Raw genomic sequence first — 13,927 nt, 5'->3', positions numbered from 1 at the left:
GCAGAAGAGGCGTTCAGACGGATGGTTACGACAGGTTACGATAGTTTCGTCCAGAGTTACGACAGCCGTTACGATAGAATTCGGATAATAGCGGGACTGAACGGCGTATCTTGGACAGATTCGGATTGTCGGTTACGACAGAATCCGACTAGTATAGACAGGGGGGACCCCGTCGGAACTGGGTATTGTCAAAGTGAGCAGACAATGCAGACGTATTTGGACTCTGAAATGACTGCGAGTCAGCGAGGAACAACGAATGTGTGATGAAATTGACCTCGATATAGACCAGCTGCCACCCGAACTTCGCGAGCGTGAGCAGTGGGTTTGCTGGCGGAGTGAGATGCGAGATGACAAAGCGACGAAGGTCCCAGTCAACCCTACGACTGGCGGCTTCGGTTCGGCCACTGATTCCGTGACATGGGCTGATCTCGATACTGCGGTTGCGGCCGTCGAGTCAGACGGCGCTGATGGGATTGGGTTTGTGTTCACCGATGACGACCCGTTTGTCGGTGTGGATTTAGACGACTGTCGAGACCCCGAGACAGGTACGATTGACGACGACGCACAGGCGATAATCACACAGCTAGATTCCTACACGGAGGTGTCACCATCGGGAACGGGTTTCCACATCCTCGTTGCAGGAGAACTCCCTGTAGGGCGGAATCGCCGTGGAGGAGTCGAATGCTACGACACGGCGCGCTTCTTTACAGTAACTGGTGCTCACGTTGCGGGGACACCGACAGAGATCGCACACCGGCAGGGTGCACTTGTCGACGTCCATCATGAATACGTCCAGCCCGACACCGAGCCAACAACGGAGCCACCGAATTCAACACCATCCGAAGAACGTGATGACGCGAGTGAGTCTGCTCTCAGCGACGAGGTTGTGCTGACAAAGGCGAGGGAGGCAGCGAACGGTGAGAAGTTCGACCGGTTGTGGCGCGGCCAGACGAGTGGATATGAGAGCCACTCGGAGGCAGATATGGCACTTTGCTGTCTGCTCGCGTTCTGGACGGGCGGGAATCATCCACAGATGGCTCGCCTCTTTCGGGAATCGGGGCTGTATCGCGAGAAATGGGACGAAGTCCACTATGCAGACGGCTCAACGTACGGTGAGAAGACACTTGAACGAGCAGTCCAGCAGACGTCGGAGTTTTACGATCCAGACACGCAGCCCCGTGAGGATCACGAGACTACGACGGCACAGAGTGTGGGACCGCAATCAACGCAGGACAAGGCGTATCTCGCCGAGAAGAACCGGGTGTTGACTGAGCGAGTTAAAACGCTTGAGGCGACCCTCGCGGAAAAACAGGCGTACATTGAGGAGTTAGAAGCGACTGTTGACCGGCTTGAGAAGCGTGTCGAGGCAGCAGCACCTCGTGAACAGGATGGAGATCGTGACACGGAATCTGCGTCAATGTGGGAGCGAACACGATCGTGGTTGAAGTGAGACCACGTCGCCGCAACATGGGTTGATACTGAGATACTCCCGCTACGCGGCCCTGTTGAAACGACTGTGTACGACGTCCAAGAACGAACTAGCAATCCCGCGCATGCATTTGTCGACAGGGTTTGTGAGCGGCTGCTCGACCGTGCGGCTGCCCCGCGAACGGGTCTCCCAGATGTACATCTCGATGCACGATTGCCACGGCTATCGAACGATACGGGGACACAGTTATTCGGGAGGTCTCCTACTGAATCCTCGTCGACAGCTCAGTCTTTCACGTCAATGGGACGCTGTGGTTGTAGGCGGCCTGCCACCGTCACGGCCTCCGATTTCAGCATGAAATCTACGGGAATCAGAATAACGCCGAATATACGATCCGAATATTACTCCCTGGACTAAGCGGAACTATTAGTATCATAGGTATTGTATTTGGTTCAAGAACACGTCGTGAAACATCGATTGGGGGCCACGAATGAGAGCAAGGAATTTGATCGCTGATCGATATCGATCACTAGAGGACTTCCAGCCCTCGAGGCCCCGTGATAGTTTCTTACGTCTATCCAAAATGGATCACACGGCTGTGACTCGCCGTGGTCCCCAGCCACTCCTCGCCGAACCCCTCGGCAACAACACAGCCTCTGTGAATGAGTCCGCAGACATACTCGATGACCATCCTAGGTGCTCATAATGCAAGACCTCGTCAAGGATGCGCTCGAGAATGCGGAGGCTGAAAGCCGGGATACGGACCCCGGACCGGATGATACCAAAGAATTCGTAGACCCTCGGATCGTCATCGTCGGGGCTGGCGGTGCGGGAAATAATACTGTCAACCGACTGTACAAAATCGGTGTCGAAGGAACGGACATAGTCGCCATCAACACCGACAAACAGCATCTGAAGATGATCGAGGCAGATACGAAGATTCTCGTTGGCAAGTCGCTCACACAGGGACTCGGTGCCGGTGGTGACCCCTCAATGGGCGAGCGCGCGGCCCAGATGTCTCAGGGAACCATCAAGGAAGTACTCGCCAACGCTGATCTCGTGTTCGTCACCGCTGGTATGGGTGGCGGCACGGGGACCGGCGCGGCCCCCGTCGTCTCGAAGATAGCTAAAGAGCAGGGCGCAATCGTTGTGAGCATGGTTTCGATCCCATTCAACGTTGAGCGCGCCCGGACGGTGAAGGCAGAGGAGGGGCTGGAGAAACTTCGCAACGAGGCCGACTCCATCATCGTCCTCGACAACAACCGTCTGCTTGACTATGTGCCCAACCTCCCTATCGGGAAGGCGTTCTCCGTTATGGACCAGATCATCGCCGAGACCGTCAAGGGCATCTCGGAGACCATCACCCAACCGTCCCTCATCAACCTAGATTATGCCGATATTGCAACGATTATGGATCAGGGCGGCGTCGCGGTGATGCTCGTCGGCGAGACACAGGACAATAATCAGATCCAGGAAGTGGTGAACGACGCGGTGAATCATCCGCTTCTCGACGTGGACTACCGCGACGCATCCGGCGGCTTAGTCCACATAACAGGCGGACCTGGCCTGACGCTGAAAGAGGCCGAGGGGATCGCGAGCAACATTACCGAACGGCTCGATGCCTCTGCGAACGTCATCTGGGGTGCTCGCATCCAGGATGAGTACAAAGGTAAGGTCCGGGTTATGGCCATCATGACCGGCGTCCAGTCGGCGCAGGTGCTCGCCCCATCCACGCAAAAGCAGACCGACAAATCACAGCCTAGGACGACTAGAGGACCCCAACCAGAACCCGGAACTGAGGCCGGGGATCGGACGGATCCAGTCGTGGACGGTGGGAAAGACGACGATAGTGACGATGATGTCGACGTAATTCGGTAACCGCGCCGAAACTCGTCGTGCGACACCGCGATCTGTCCGCCAGTCCGTCAGTAGACAAAGAGTCGAACATGTAGCGCTCTAATCATCGGTCGGGAAGCTAAGTGAGAGGTGGCAGCAATATATCAGAAGACAACTGTTTTGTAACATGTCAAGAAACCTGTTAGCCATGGGTGGGGACGCGGATGAGAATTCGGACATGCATTTCGGGGCCACCGATGACCACCCAGCCGAAATCGACAAACTCGGGTTCCATCCCTATGTTACTGCGGTCAAGTATTTCCTCACGCATAAAGAAACGGAGCCTCCACTGACGCTGTCTGTCGAGGGTAAATGGGGGAGCGGGAAGTCGTCCTTCATGCGCCAGCTCCGACGAGAGCTGGAAGAGGACGGGGAGACAACAGTTGAGTTCAACCCATGGAAGCACGAGCAGCAGGAGGCACTATGGGCGTCATTCGCACTCACGTTCGTTGAGTCCCTCAAGAACAGCGTTCCGTGGTACAAGCGCCCGGCGAAGTTCACGGCCATCAGCTGGCGCCGACTCCTCGCCGAAACTAGTAACGGCGCCCTGTCGAAGCTTGCGGCCATCTTGGTGGTGTCCATCATCGTAGTTCTGGGTGGCCTGTGGTTTTGGTTAATTGTCGGCGTTGACTTGTTTGCCGCGAGGTTCCCCGAGACCGGACTGAACTTCAGGTTCTGGTTAGGAACGAGCGGCGTCGTGGTCAGTATTCTCGCCGCAGTTGATCTCAGTCGCCGTGTGTACGGAGTGTGGGCTGCATCAGTAAACAAATCATTTGAAAGACATGTAAACGACCCGTCCTATCGGGAACGGACGGAGTTCCTGCAGGTGTTTCAGTCGGATCTCGAACGCATACTTGACGTCTATGCCGACGACGATCCAGTATACGTCTTTATGGACGACGTCGACCGGTGTACCGTCCCGAAGGCGGCCGATCTGATGCGGTCGATAAATCTAATGGTGTCGAACAACTCTAAGCTCATCTTCGTTATTGGATTAGATCGAGAACGTGTTGCTGCAGGGATCGCCGCAAAGCACGATACACTCCTCGACTATCTTAATGACAACACCGAGGACGAGTCGATAGAGTTTGGCTACCGCTATCTGGAGAAGTTCATTCAGATCCCCTTCATTGTTCCCAAGCCGAAAGGAGAGGATATCCAGAAGCTTGTGCGCAGGGACATCCTCGACGAAGAGGAGGAGACGAAGACTTACACTGACAGAAGCGACATTGAAGCGATCTGGGAACATGAACTTTCTCCGCGGTTCGAAGCGACGCTCGACGACGTGGTGAAAATGGCGGCGCCCGCTCTCGAAAACAACCCACGACAGGTAAAGCGATTCCTCAACTTATATCGGCTTCGAGCGGTGCTCGCGGAGTCTGAGGGACTACTTGCGGGTGAGGACGAGGAACCAATCGGGGATACGATAACCCTGCTACAGCTCGCGAAGTTCGTTGTGATAAGTATTCAATGGCCTACGTTCATGACTGACGTGGCAAACGACCAGACGGCCCTTAAGCGGCTATCTCGGTTCGCTAACGGAGGCGAAGAGGATATCGCCGAACATGACGTGTTGCAGGACTGGAGTGGAAAGGACTCCCTTCTTGATCTTCTTGCGTACGGTGACGGGGACCGATATCGGATGGACCAGGTGTCGGTTATCGATTTACAGAAAATCTCGCCGCGTGTTGACCGGCCAACTAATTCGGACCAGGAAGAGGCAGAGACGACCGTCCAGATCGCGTTCTTTGATAGCGCGGAATACGACCCGGAGAGGATCCAATCACGCCTCGAATCCGTCTCGGAAACGTTGGAACTGGATTTACAACTCGTCATCTTTGAAAACACAAAGGAGAAGCCAATTGCAGAAGTTGATGAACTCTACTACTGCTTCATCTGGATCGTTGACCCAGCGCTTCTCGCGAAAACGTGGTTCCAGCGGCTCTGTGAAAACGCACCGGAACAACTCCAAATCGTCTCGTTGAGCCCTAATACGGAGTTCATAAATTCGCCAATCTCTCGGGATTTCTGGTCGGTGGATAACCCCGACGAGTTAGCAGCTGTTCTCGAACAGCAACTACAGACGATCGACGCTACTGATGAGAGTGGGGACACCCGGTGGGAGGAGTGGCAACGGTCCCTCGCAGAGCTTCGGAAGTCGGAAGACACCGAAATCATCGACTAAGTACACGGACATAGGCCTCTCTTCCAAGACGAACTTGGGTTATACTCGATCAAACACCTCGGTGGTGGCGAACTGTGTTCGGATGGTCGTAAGTGCTGTCGTCGCATTTGGACTGACCGATCGGTACGCCGCGGGCGGCCCGCTTGCTTTCGACGATGTGTTTCGTGGCGACGACGTTGAGCAACGCATCTACGGGACCATTCTCCAGACTCGCGAGCCGACAACAGCGAGCGCCATCGCCAACGTCGCCGACTGTGATCCGAAAACGGCTCGGAAATATTTGGGTTGGTTCAGTGAACTCGGTATCGTCACGCGCCACGACGGTCATCCGGCCACATACGAGCGCAACGACGCCTACCTCGAGTGGCGGCGAATCAACCAGCTCGCGGCCGACCACTCCATCGAAGACCTTCAGCAGCGCGTTCGGGAACTGAGCTCGCGGATCGAGGCGTACGAGGACACGTATGGTGCTCCGACGCCAGCGGCCGTCGACGCCGTCGTCGCTGCCGAATCGAGCGACGACCGGACGATCGACGACATATACGGTGACCTCGGCGACTGGGCGACCGCTCTCGAGGAGCGAACACGCTACGAACGTGCCCGTCAGCAACGCGCCCGTAGCGACTGCCAAGAGAAATGACGGACGTCGAGTGTTACAACACGGAAGAAACGACTATTGGCTAGCGCGAGAGAGTCGCAATTGTGACTGACGACGTCGCGTATCCTTCGGTCGAGCTCATTCTCGATCTCCACGAGCAGATCGTTGACGAGGGCGACGCCACAGAACCCGGAATTCGATCGGAGGATGCAATCGAATCTGCAGTGCAGTACGTCTCTGAAGGATACTTTGGGGAGGTTCCACAGACACTGCATGAAAAAGCGGTACATCTGATGCGGCTTCTTGTTGCGGATCATCCGTTCGTCGACGGGAACAAGCGAACGGCGCTCCGAACGGTAGTCGTCTTCTACATGCTGAACGGGTACACGTTCGACTACGGTGACGAAATTCGCGCCTTACTGCACCGCTTTGCGACCGATGAATCCGCCGTCGACACTGAGACCGCAGTGATCTACTTCCGAGCGTGCGCTCGTCGCAACTGATAAAGGGACACACAGAGTATGTTCGACACAGAGATGGCGTCCAGCACCGATTCCTCGGCGACGGTCGATGAAGAAGTTCGCCGATTATACGAACGGTATCAGGCGGCCGATAGCGACGAGGAACGTCATGCGATCGCCCTTGAGATGGGGAAACTTGACGGACGCCGCCACGCAGAGATATACGCCGCACTCGAAGACGAGTAAGCCAACAGAATTCTTCTGACTCCCCGCCGACTGCCCCCACCCCCGGCGACGACGCTTCGTGGCCGACCGACCATCGCGACGTGCTTCGGCTCGTCCTCGACGAAATTGAAGACCGGATAGCGGCCCTGTGGAGTGAGTAAGGGATGTCCCAAAGGTGAGCCTGTATCGCGAACGGTTTTATCACTCCGCCGAAGGTTAACCAACACAGAACCATGGCCCTCCTCAGTGTTGGTTAACAACGTGGCAGCGAGTAGTTTGTCCGCACCTGAGAGGCCGAGGCGCGTCAATACGCGTCAACGTACCTCCATCTCGAGAGGATTGTTGGCTCGGTTGATTTCGATGTGAGAACGAACGAAACAGTCGTCCGAAGTTGTTTCTTGGAAACTCCATAGACTGCATCATACCTCATGAGTGGACAGGTATGACTGTGTGAGAATATTTGGAAAGATGCTGGGTTCAAATCATGAACTCGGCGGCGATACAACGAGTATCGTAACCGAAGTAAACAAACCGATATCTGCCTTCTGACAGGGAATTACAGACATAGTAATCTGGATTCGTGTCGTTTTGCCGTGAGAGCCCTCCTTGAGTAAACTCAAATTCCCAAGTAAATCCGGCACCTGGTTTATGCTCTACCGCTTCGTCCGACCACGCTGGTCTGGCATGGACCCAGAATATCGATTGCCACCTTTGGTCTGTCTTTTTTTGGATATCGTACTTAAAACGGTTTCCGGAATACTTCGTTTTCTCGGTGCTATTCGTCATCTGGACTTGAAGTTCCTCACCGATCGAACTAGGAGAGCGAGGAATCGAAAGATCGAACGCCGAATTCTCTGGGCCCTCACACGTAATTTGAAGTCGGTTTAAATCGTCACACATTGATTTGGACGTATTATTTGGGTCTGAAGATGATTCATCGTCAGTTCCGTTTAACGTCTGCTTCCCAAGACAGCCGGGGAATGCTAGTGAAGTTGCTCCGAGTGACAGTAGTAACTTTCGTCGGTTCATACACGATATCTGTCTCATATAATAAAAGGCACTCCGGTGGGTTAAGTATCGATTTTAGTTACTGGATATTAGACAGTCACATTAAACTGTGATTCAATAGCAGACATTAATGTACCAATGGCGTCATCGCTACCATCAGTTCGGTGTCCGTAATTGATTCCAGCGATAAGTGGTCGTCCATAATCGTCTTCTCTGTAGTGGGGTCCACCAGAGTCCCCACCGCGACTAATTGCATCGGTGTCGAACGTAGAACCGTATGCATACGTCACATGACCAGAGCAGATGCCTGTATTAGCACCCTGCTTTTTCACCTCCCAGCTCGTATCGCCTTCACGGTCTTTGATCTTGGTACCCGAGATGATCCCGAATACGTTTGGTCCATACGGCGCAGAATCCGTATTCTCGGCGAGACTGTAATCAACGTTCGCACCGTTCCGCATCTGTATCACACCAGCATCAACCGGCAATCCCGGATCAACACGAGTGTCGTCCGGGGTGCCAAAGCGGTCTTCTTCAACTTCGTCGTTCTGGTAACACTTATCAACCCCTTCGTCTAGGCAGTGACCTGCACCAACGATTACCAACTCGTCATTCAAGTCGTCGTGTGCAGGCGTTCCAGTCGTACAGTATCCCGACTCAGGTATATAATAACATCCACCGGGGATATCAGGGAAGTATTCCGTGTCGTAGTACTGGGTGTCTGGATCAGTATCGCAGGGGAAGTCCGGCTTAACAGTTACCTTCTCTGCCTTCACCGGGATATCTTCAACTGCACGTTCTTCCTCGGTTCCTCTACCAGCGACACCGGTAGCCGAGGCTGGGAGATGATCTTCAAACTGAGTGAACGCCATGTCGGGGCGAATCTCGTCTCCACTTGATGTTTCCTGAATAAGGTATTGAACGGAGACCACCTTCCGTCGACGATGGCCGGAGGTATCAGTCGTTACTCCCACTCGTACCGGAACTGGGAGTGATGAAAGTTGTTCTTCTACTTGTTTGCGTACATCATGAGCACTCTCAACGATAGCCCATTTCTCTCGGCTGATCTTGTAGTATTTGGGCTCTCGATTTGGTTTTACTGCTTGGTTTACCACTGCGTCGTGGTTCGTATGGACTAGTCTACCAAGGCGAGGGACTTCGTCGTCGAGGTTCACATCTAACTCTGCAAACGCATCCTGGGACATGAACGAAATCGCTGCGCCTCCTACGCCCAAACTGCTGAGAGTATTCAGGAACCTACGCCGACCCATTCGAGTCAACTTTCTTCTTTTCTCAGATATCCTGTCACCAGTTAATCTTGTTTCATTCAGGATATATAACATTTACTTGCATTTTCAGACATCGCTCTTCTGTAGACGTTCGTTGATAGCGTCCAGCTGTCACTCTGGGATCGAAGAGGGGAGCGACACTGCGTTAGCGGTGTCCAACACGAATGATATAGAACAGTTTGTCCGCGCCTGAGAGGCCGAGGGGTGTCAATACGCGCCGACGTGATTCCCATGCCCGGTACAGACGCACTCGACGATGCATCAGCCGACCACGAACGGTTTGAAGCGGAACTCGTCGCACAGGATCAAGATGCTGCCCGCGTGGTGGTAGCGGATATCGACGAGAGGGGAGCCCATTCTCTGGTCAATGACCTCGTCGACGACGACGTCGTCACTCCCATCCCCGACGAACGCGTCCTCGTCCACGATCCAAGCGACGAGGCATTCGACTCGATACTCCAACTGGCCGTCTTCCACCGTGGCTGGACGACTGGCCTCGGTGCTGACGTGGAGGACGAGTGAGACAGCAGACGCTCACGGGGTGTACCTTTTGTGACACCCCGCCCGAGACCGAGACTAGCGAGGCCCACACCTGAAGACAGGACGAACGGGTCACTCATTCGGTCTGCGTCGACTGCGCAGTCCAGTCGGCGGCGAACCCAGACGGGCGTGCTCACCAGAACTGTGACGGTTGTTGGCTCATCATCGATCCACGCCCTTGGAGTGGTGTTCGACGAGGCCGTTCTGCAGTAGTCGTTATCGAGCTGTCAACTGATGCTGGTTACTCTTGGGTTGACCCTCCAAGTGATATCCAACTGCGATCGGATTGGATCTAGCGTCTGCACACGTTTAATCCAGCGGCCGGTAATGATGCAGATCGTCTGTTGCACCCGGATGGCTCGGCAGGTCGATCTGGGCGACGTGTTCGTAACGAGCGGTAAGGACGTCGAAAAATCGCATATCTGCGAACGCCTTGTATCCCTCTCCGGGTCGCTCGCCGATGTAGACGACGTCACCGTCGTGGAGGAGGAGTGCCTCGTAGGCCATCGGCCCGACTGGTGGCCAACAAAGAACGAGTGTCTCCGTCTCGCTGTACTCCAACAAGACATCTTGGTCGCCAGACTCGACTGGGAACCACGGATCGAGGATTGGATCGATGTCGTAGGCAGTGATGTCGGCACCGCAGTTATCGAGTTCGGACGCCCAGTAGCCCTTCCATGCCCCAAGTTCAATGAGTGGGCCCTGCTCGCGCAGATACTCCAGTGCCTCGCGTGTTGGAATCGCAAACGCGTACTTCGCGATCAGCCGCTGTTGGACGTCGGTCTCCCATTGCGCTGAGATGGGCATGCCGATGTCACACTCGCGTTTGCGACGTCTGAGCCTCGTGAGTGCTTCTTGGATTGCCGCGATGTACTCGATGGTGTCGTCCTCGTTACAGACGGTTTCGACGAAGTCTGCCCACGAGACAGAGATCGACGCTGGTTTCTGGTCGCGATAGCGGTCGCTAATCTCTTCAGGGTCGCCACCCCGCCTGCGAATCTCATCACGTGGATACTCGGTCATCACTCGGGAGGTGCTGCCAGATCGTGGCGGAATCGGCGTCGTTGCGCATGGCGTTCGTCTGTATTCTTCGGAGTTCGGCAACACAGCGCTTGACGACGACAAGGTCGTCTGCGTCGAAGAAGTCGTCTGGAACGATGGGGTGGTCGTAGTGTGGAATTTTTGGATAGACCTGCATCGTGGATTTGGTGTGAGTCGATTCGAGTGGTTGACTGGGTCTGAGGTAGCGCCGGGTATGGGGCAAGCGTGGGCGACATGTCTGCATACCGACTGGGTGACTGCGACACCGACGTTGTTTGTGTCCCTCTTGGAGGGAACCGATGGATACCGCTCCAGCAGCGGCGATGTGGATTAGTCGTCGGGGTGGTCGATACCGTTCTTGAGGTCATCGAGGTCTCGCTCGAGACGCTCGATGTGTGTTTCGAGTTCGTTCACGCTCATGAGTGCGAGTCGGAGGAACTCGTCATCGCGCTCCGGCATGAGCGGGAGCTGGCTTGCGGCCGCGACTGGGTCATCGCCCTCGTCGGCGCGCTTGCGGACGAGTTCATCGCGTGCGGCACGCAGTTCGCGTCGGAGGAGTTCAGCATCGTCCATGGTGAGTGTACGTACCCGGGATGCAGCCCGCTACGAGCCCACGAGGGGCGAGGTCGTGCGGACCGCGTCACCGAATACGTGGTTTCCTGACCAACAAGTACGAATACATGCTCGTTCAGTACAGTAGGATCGAATAAGTGCTTTCTGTCGACCGGGATTGGACATGCCGTGGGCCCACCCACACGGTTTAGGCGCCTGCCACTCGAGTTTGACGTATGGAATGTCCGGACTGTGGTGAGCCGTACGTCTCTCGAGAGGTTGGCCCCGGGCGGCCGCCATCGACGCCCCTTGCCAACGCAATTCTCGATACCGAACAGGGCGAGGAAGTCGTTCTCCACCGGCAGTGTTGGACGTGTGGATGGAGCGAGGACCGCCACATCGAGGTGGCCGCAATCGAGACGGAGCACGGCGACCCAGAAATCGTCGACCGTCAGCAACGGCTAAGCGAACTCGTGGGGCTGCTTGAGGGAACTGAGGATACTGAGACACTCGAATCGGTCCTCCAGTACGTCCGTCAGCAACAGTCTGAGGGTGATTCAGTACCACCGTCACTAGAGGAGGACCCGTGACGGAGACTGACGCGCCCGATCCAGTCAACGAGGCGACAGGGGACTCAGCCCACCCACCATTCAAGGACGTTTGAATTCATCATACACCCGTTCAACACGTTGAACATCGTCTGTATCAGGGGTAGCGGATTCACCCCGCGCTAACGCCCAGGGCTTTCTCCTCGAAGTTCCGTCAGACAGCTCCCACTTGGTAGCGTTTTTCGCCCCCAGCAGGGGTGAGGGAGACTACAAAATGTCCAGACACAACACTGACAACTCCTGTCCAACCACCGGAGTGACTGAGGCTTTATATGACACAGGCACGTGGCTCATGATAATGAGAACCGTTGAGTCAGCAGACATCGACGATTCCCTTCCGCTCGAAACACTTCGAGCGATTCTACAGGAGCATTCGGTGCAGTGTGCACTCCTCTTCGGTTCCTACGCCACGGAAACGACACATCCAACGAGTGATATCGATATCGCAGTGGAACTTGAGACGGTCGACCGTAAGGACCCCGCGTACAACGACGCGTTTTTCGGCCTCAGTGCGGATCTGAGCGACGCACTCGGAACGGACGACGTAGACCTCGTCGACATCCACACACTCTCACCACGCGTTGCTACGTCAGTCTTCGAAGAGGGAGTTCTGCTTGTCGGCGATGTGGCCCATGCCGAGGACCTCCAGCGGCGAGTGACTGACACATCATCGACCGACAAATCTCCACGTGAGCGCTTCGACAGTGCACTCGCAAAGATTGATGATCATCTCGGTGGTTCTGCCGTCACAGCAACTGATGGGCATGATCGTGAGCGATGACTGACGACGTGTTCCCAGCAGACTGCCTCAATCAGTTCACTCGGGAAGAGTACAAACACGACCCGGATACAACCGATTCAACAAACTGTGGGCCGGAACGGTGATATCTACGCTGGCATAGCCGGGTCTGTTCGCTTCCTTACCATTGTCTTCGCTCATACGTCATACGAGACTCATCGCCTGTTCGGTCAGCCGGTAGCGATACGCCGGTCGGACAAACACGATCTGCCCGTAGTCCTCTGATTTCGTTACTTCTTCAGAGGACTCAATCGTTTTGACAGCCGTATTGAGCCGATCAACTGGATCACCGGACCGCAAAAAGCCCGTCACCTCCTCTGGCTCGATACCGAACTCCGCAGCCAAAATGCTACGAATTGTCCGACCAGCCCCGTCGGCAACGGCGACGGACGGTGCTGACACCCGAGCCTGCGGGCCGTCCCGTTCCGCAGCGTCCTCGGAAAGCGCTGTGACCTGCAGTTCATCATCGATATGCGCAATCAGGGCATCGATGTTCTCTTCCGCTTCCTCAGTCACTTGCCCATTCACGATTTCGTCGAGTCGTTCGCTAATCGCAAAGACATCCGGGCCGGGCGGTGCTGTCTGTGCAAGCACTCCAGCATCGACGAGGTGATTCAGCACCGTCCGTGGTTGATAGTTGATGTCGACATCGATCGCGTCCAGCAGCTCCGTTGGCTTGATACCCTCTGCTTCCGGATCCATACCCGCAGTATAGAACGCTTTTGCGACGGCGACCTGATCGTCGACGCTGTGTGTGTTTCCCTTTCGCTCCCGGATGTACCTCTCCAAGCGGTCGAAATCTGTGTTGGCCTCCCCATCCATCGTGAGGGCGTCTATGACCTCGGCTGGGAGCTCCGGACGAGGTGCGTCACGGTGCCGTTGGGCTTTCTCCGACAGTCGCGTGTTGTCGTAGAGTGCACGTGCGACAGGGAGCCCACGGAGATAATTATACTCGTAGAGGATCCCCACACCGTGTTCAGTCAGGCCGTAGAACTGCGATGGGAGGTCGCGGGTATCCTCATTCGGTGGGTACCGATAGCAGTCGATGATATCGTTGTCAGTGAGTACCTCCAGCTGGTCCCTGATCGCGGCCTTGTTCTTCGGCATCATGTACGCCAACTCATCAAGAGATGGCAGGTGCTCCGGGTGGCCAAGGATAAACTGCAGAATCAAGTGCCGCGTCTCCTGGGATAGGAGGTCGTAGATCTGCCGCTGTTCTTCGAACGGGCCGTTACCCTTCGCGGCAGGCGCGTCACTCATGGTCTCACTTGAGGGTATTTCGGCGATGAGAATAAT

At 55.4% G+C, this 13,927-nt stretch carries 15 protein-coding genes and 1 pseudogene; 12 read left to right on the top strand and 4 right to left on the bottom strand.

Annotated features, from left to right (window positions below):
• Positions 1-256 precede the first annotated feature (256 nt).
• The 7 genes from IEV64_RS18435 to IEV64_RS18410 all read left to right on the top strand — a co-directional run bounded on the left by IEV64_RS18435 (position 257) and on the right by IEV64_RS18410 (position 6,815).
• Entirely contained in the window at positions 257-1,450 is a 1,194-nt protein-coding gene (locus IEV64_RS18435; protein WP_188424908.1) for a phage NrS-1 polymerase family protein, read from the top strand.
• 66 nt (positions 1,451-1,516) lie between these two features.
• A complete protein-coding gene (locus IEV64_RS20185) occupies positions 1,517-1,846 on the top strand; it encodes a DUF8158 family protein (RefSeq protein ID WP_483867026.1) in 330 nt (109 codons plus the stop codon).
• Between the two features lie 288 nt (positions 1,847-2,134).
• Positions 2,135-3,307 carry a cell division protein FtsZ gene (gene ftsZ, locus IEV64_RS18430; RefSeq protein WP_008606485.1) on the top strand — a complete coding sequence of 391 codons (1,173 nt, stop codon included), beginning with the start codon at positions 2,135-2,137 and terminating at the stop codon, positions 3,305-3,307.
• 166 nt (positions 3,308-3,473) lie between these two features.
• Positions 3,474-5,510, top strand: a complete 2,037-nt coding sequence (locus IEV64_RS18425; RefSeq protein WP_008606486.1) for a KAP family P-loop NTPase fold protein — start codon at positions 3,474-3,476, stop codon at positions 5,508-5,510.
• 82 nt (positions 5,511-5,592) lie between these two features.
• Positions 5,593-6,150 (top strand): DUF7342 family protein, encoded by a 558-nt coding sequence (locus IEV64_RS18420; RefSeq protein ID WP_394324771.1) that lies wholly within the window; start codon positions 5,593-5,595, stop codon positions 6,148-6,150.
• 62 nt (positions 6,151-6,212) lie between these two features.
• Positions 6,213-6,611, top strand: a complete 399-nt coding sequence (locus IEV64_RS18415) for a type II toxin-antitoxin system death-on-curing family toxin (RefSeq protein WP_004043161.1) — start codon at positions 6,213-6,215, stop codon at positions 6,609-6,611.
• A 33-nt stretch (positions 6,612-6,644) separates the two neighbouring features.
• A complete protein-coding gene (locus IEV64_RS18410; protein ID WP_477185558.1) occupies positions 6,645-6,815 on the top strand; it encodes a hypothetical protein in 171 nt (56 codons plus the stop codon).
• A gap of 1,076 nt (positions 6,816-7,891) precedes the next feature.
• On the opposite strand, the gene IEV64_RS18405 is transcribed toward IEV64_RS18410, so the two are convergent.
• Positions 7,892-9,007 (bottom strand): chymotrypsin family serine protease, encoded by a 1,116-nt coding sequence (locus IEV64_RS18405; protein ID WP_128081386.1) that lies wholly within the window; start codon positions 9,005-9,007, stop codon positions 7,892-7,894.
• Positions 9,008-9,322: 315 nt separating this feature from the next.
• On the opposite strand from IEV64_RS18405, the gene IEV64_RS18400 reads away from it, so the two are divergent.
• The gene (locus IEV64_RS18400; protein ID WP_188424907.1) at positions 9,323-9,613 is read left to right on the top strand and encodes a DUF8069 family protein; all 291 of its coding nucleotides are present in this window, start codon (positions 9,323-9,325) and stop codon (positions 9,611-9,613) included.
• Positions 9,610-9,801 (top strand): annotated as a pseudogene (locus IEV64_RS19905) (DUF7558 family protein); the annotation flags it as partial. The gene IEV64_RS18400 and the pseudogene IEV64_RS19905, both read left to right, overlap by 4 nt.
• Before the next feature lie 139 nt (positions 9,802-9,940).
• Here IEV64_RS19905 and IEV64_RS19900 read toward each other — a convergent pair.
• Together IEV64_RS19900 and IEV64_RS18390 are read right to left on the bottom strand one after the other, a co-directional pair.
• Positions 9,941-10,654: a hypothetical protein gene (locus IEV64_RS19900; protein ID WP_229722745.1), complete on the bottom strand. Its 714-nt coding sequence runs from the start codon at positions 10,652-10,654 to the stop codon at positions 9,941-9,943.
• Positions 10,635-10,829, bottom strand: a complete 195-nt coding sequence (locus IEV64_RS18390; protein WP_115806043.1) for a hypothetical protein — start codon at positions 10,827-10,829, stop codon at positions 10,635-10,637. The genes IEV64_RS19900 and IEV64_RS18390 overlap by 20 nt, the downstream gene beginning before the upstream one ends.
• A gap of 77 nt (positions 10,830-10,906) precedes the next feature.
• Between IEV64_RS18390 and IEV64_RS18385 the strand changes: the two genes are divergently transcribed.
• The 3 genes from IEV64_RS18385 to mntA all read left to right on the top strand — a co-directional run bounded on the left by IEV64_RS18385 (position 10,907) and on the right by mntA (position 12,613).
• Positions 10,907-11,335 (top strand): hypothetical protein, encoded by a 429-nt coding sequence (locus IEV64_RS18385; protein WP_188424906.1) that lies wholly within the window; start codon positions 10,907-10,909, stop codon positions 11,333-11,335.
• A 125-nt stretch (positions 11,336-11,460) separates the two neighbouring features.
• Positions 11,461-11,814 (top strand): DUF8105 family protein, encoded by a 354-nt coding sequence (locus IEV64_RS18380; RefSeq protein ID WP_115805988.1) that lies wholly within the window; start codon positions 11,461-11,463, stop codon positions 11,812-11,814.
• Positions 11,815-12,130: 316 nt separating this feature from the next.
• Positions 12,131-12,613 (top strand): type VII toxin-antitoxin system MntA family adenylyltransferase antitoxin, encoded by a 483-nt coding sequence (gene mntA, locus IEV64_RS18375; RefSeq protein ID WP_188424905.1) that lies wholly within the window; start codon positions 12,131-12,133, stop codon positions 12,611-12,613.
• A 162-nt stretch (positions 12,614-12,775) separates the two neighbouring features.
• Here the strand turns inward: mntA and IEV64_RS18370 are convergent, their stop codons facing one another.
• Positions 12,776-13,891 (bottom strand): hypothetical protein, encoded by a 1,116-nt coding sequence (locus IEV64_RS18370; RefSeq protein WP_188424904.1) that lies wholly within the window; start codon positions 13,889-13,891, stop codon positions 12,776-12,778.
• Positions 13,892-13,927 lie beyond the last annotated feature (36 nt).

Origin of the sequence: Haloferax sulfurifontis (genome assembly GCF_014635105.1) — an archaeon.
GTDB lineage: Archaea > Halobacteriota > Halobacteria > Halobacteriales > Haloferacaceae > Haloferax > Haloferax denitrificans.
Note: the sequence above shows the minus strand (reverse complement) of the source record. Positions and strands in the feature narration are given on the sequence as shown.

What these genes read in the sequence shown, in the direction of transcription:
- IEV64_RS18420 (WP_394324771.1), top strand. Translation starts at nt 5,593, where the DNA reads ATGGTCGTAAGTGCTGTCGTCGCATTTGGACTGACCGATCGGTACGCC.
- ftsZ (WP_008606485.1), top strand. Translation starts at nt 2,135, where the DNA reads ATGCAAGACCTCGTCAAGGATGCGCTCGAGAATGCGGAGGCTGAAAGC.
- IEV64_RS18400 (WP_188424907.1), top strand. Translation starts at nt 9,323, where the DNA reads ATGCCCGGTACAGACGCACTCGACGATGCATCAGCCGACCACGAACGG.
- mntA (WP_188424905.1), top strand. Translation starts at nt 12,131, where the DNA reads ATGAGAACCGTTGAGTCAGCAGACATCGACGATTCCCTTCCGCTCGAA.
- IEV64_RS18435 (WP_188424908.1), top strand. Translation starts at nt 257, where the DNA reads ATGTGTGATGAAATTGACCTCGATATAGACCAGCTGCCACCCGAACTT.
- IEV64_RS18390 (WP_115806043.1), bottom strand. Translation starts at nt 10,829, where the DNA reads ATGCAGGTCTATCCAAAAATTCCACACTACGACCACCCCATCGTTCCA.
- IEV64_RS18410 (WP_477185558.1), top strand. Translation starts at nt 6,645, where the DNA reads ATGGCGTCCAGCACCGATTCCTCGGCGACGGTCGATGAAGAAGTTCGC.
- IEV64_RS18370 (WP_188424904.1), bottom strand. Translation starts at nt 13,891, where the DNA reads ATGAGTGACGCGCCTGCCGCGAAGGGTAACGGCCCGTTCGAAGAACAG.
- IEV64_RS18405 (WP_128081386.1), bottom strand. Translation starts at nt 9,007, where the DNA reads ATGTCCCAGGATGCGTTTGCAGAGTTAGATGTGAACCTCGACGACGAA.
- IEV64_RS18380 (WP_115805988.1), top strand. Translation starts at nt 11,461, where the DNA reads ATGGAATGTCCGGACTGTGGTGAGCCGTACGTCTCTCGAGAGGTTGGC.
- IEV64_RS18385 (WP_188424906.1), top strand. Translation starts at nt 10,907, where the DNA reads ATGTCTGCATACCGACTGGGTGACTGCGACACCGACGTTGTTTGTGTC.
- IEV64_RS19900 (WP_229722745.1), bottom strand. Translation starts at nt 10,654, where the DNA reads ATGACCGAGTATCCACGTGATGAGATTCGCAGGCGGGGTGGCGACCCT.
- IEV64_RS18425 (WP_008606486.1), top strand. Translation starts at nt 3,474, where the DNA reads ATGGGTGGGGACGCGGATGAGAATTCGGACATGCATTTCGGGGCCACC.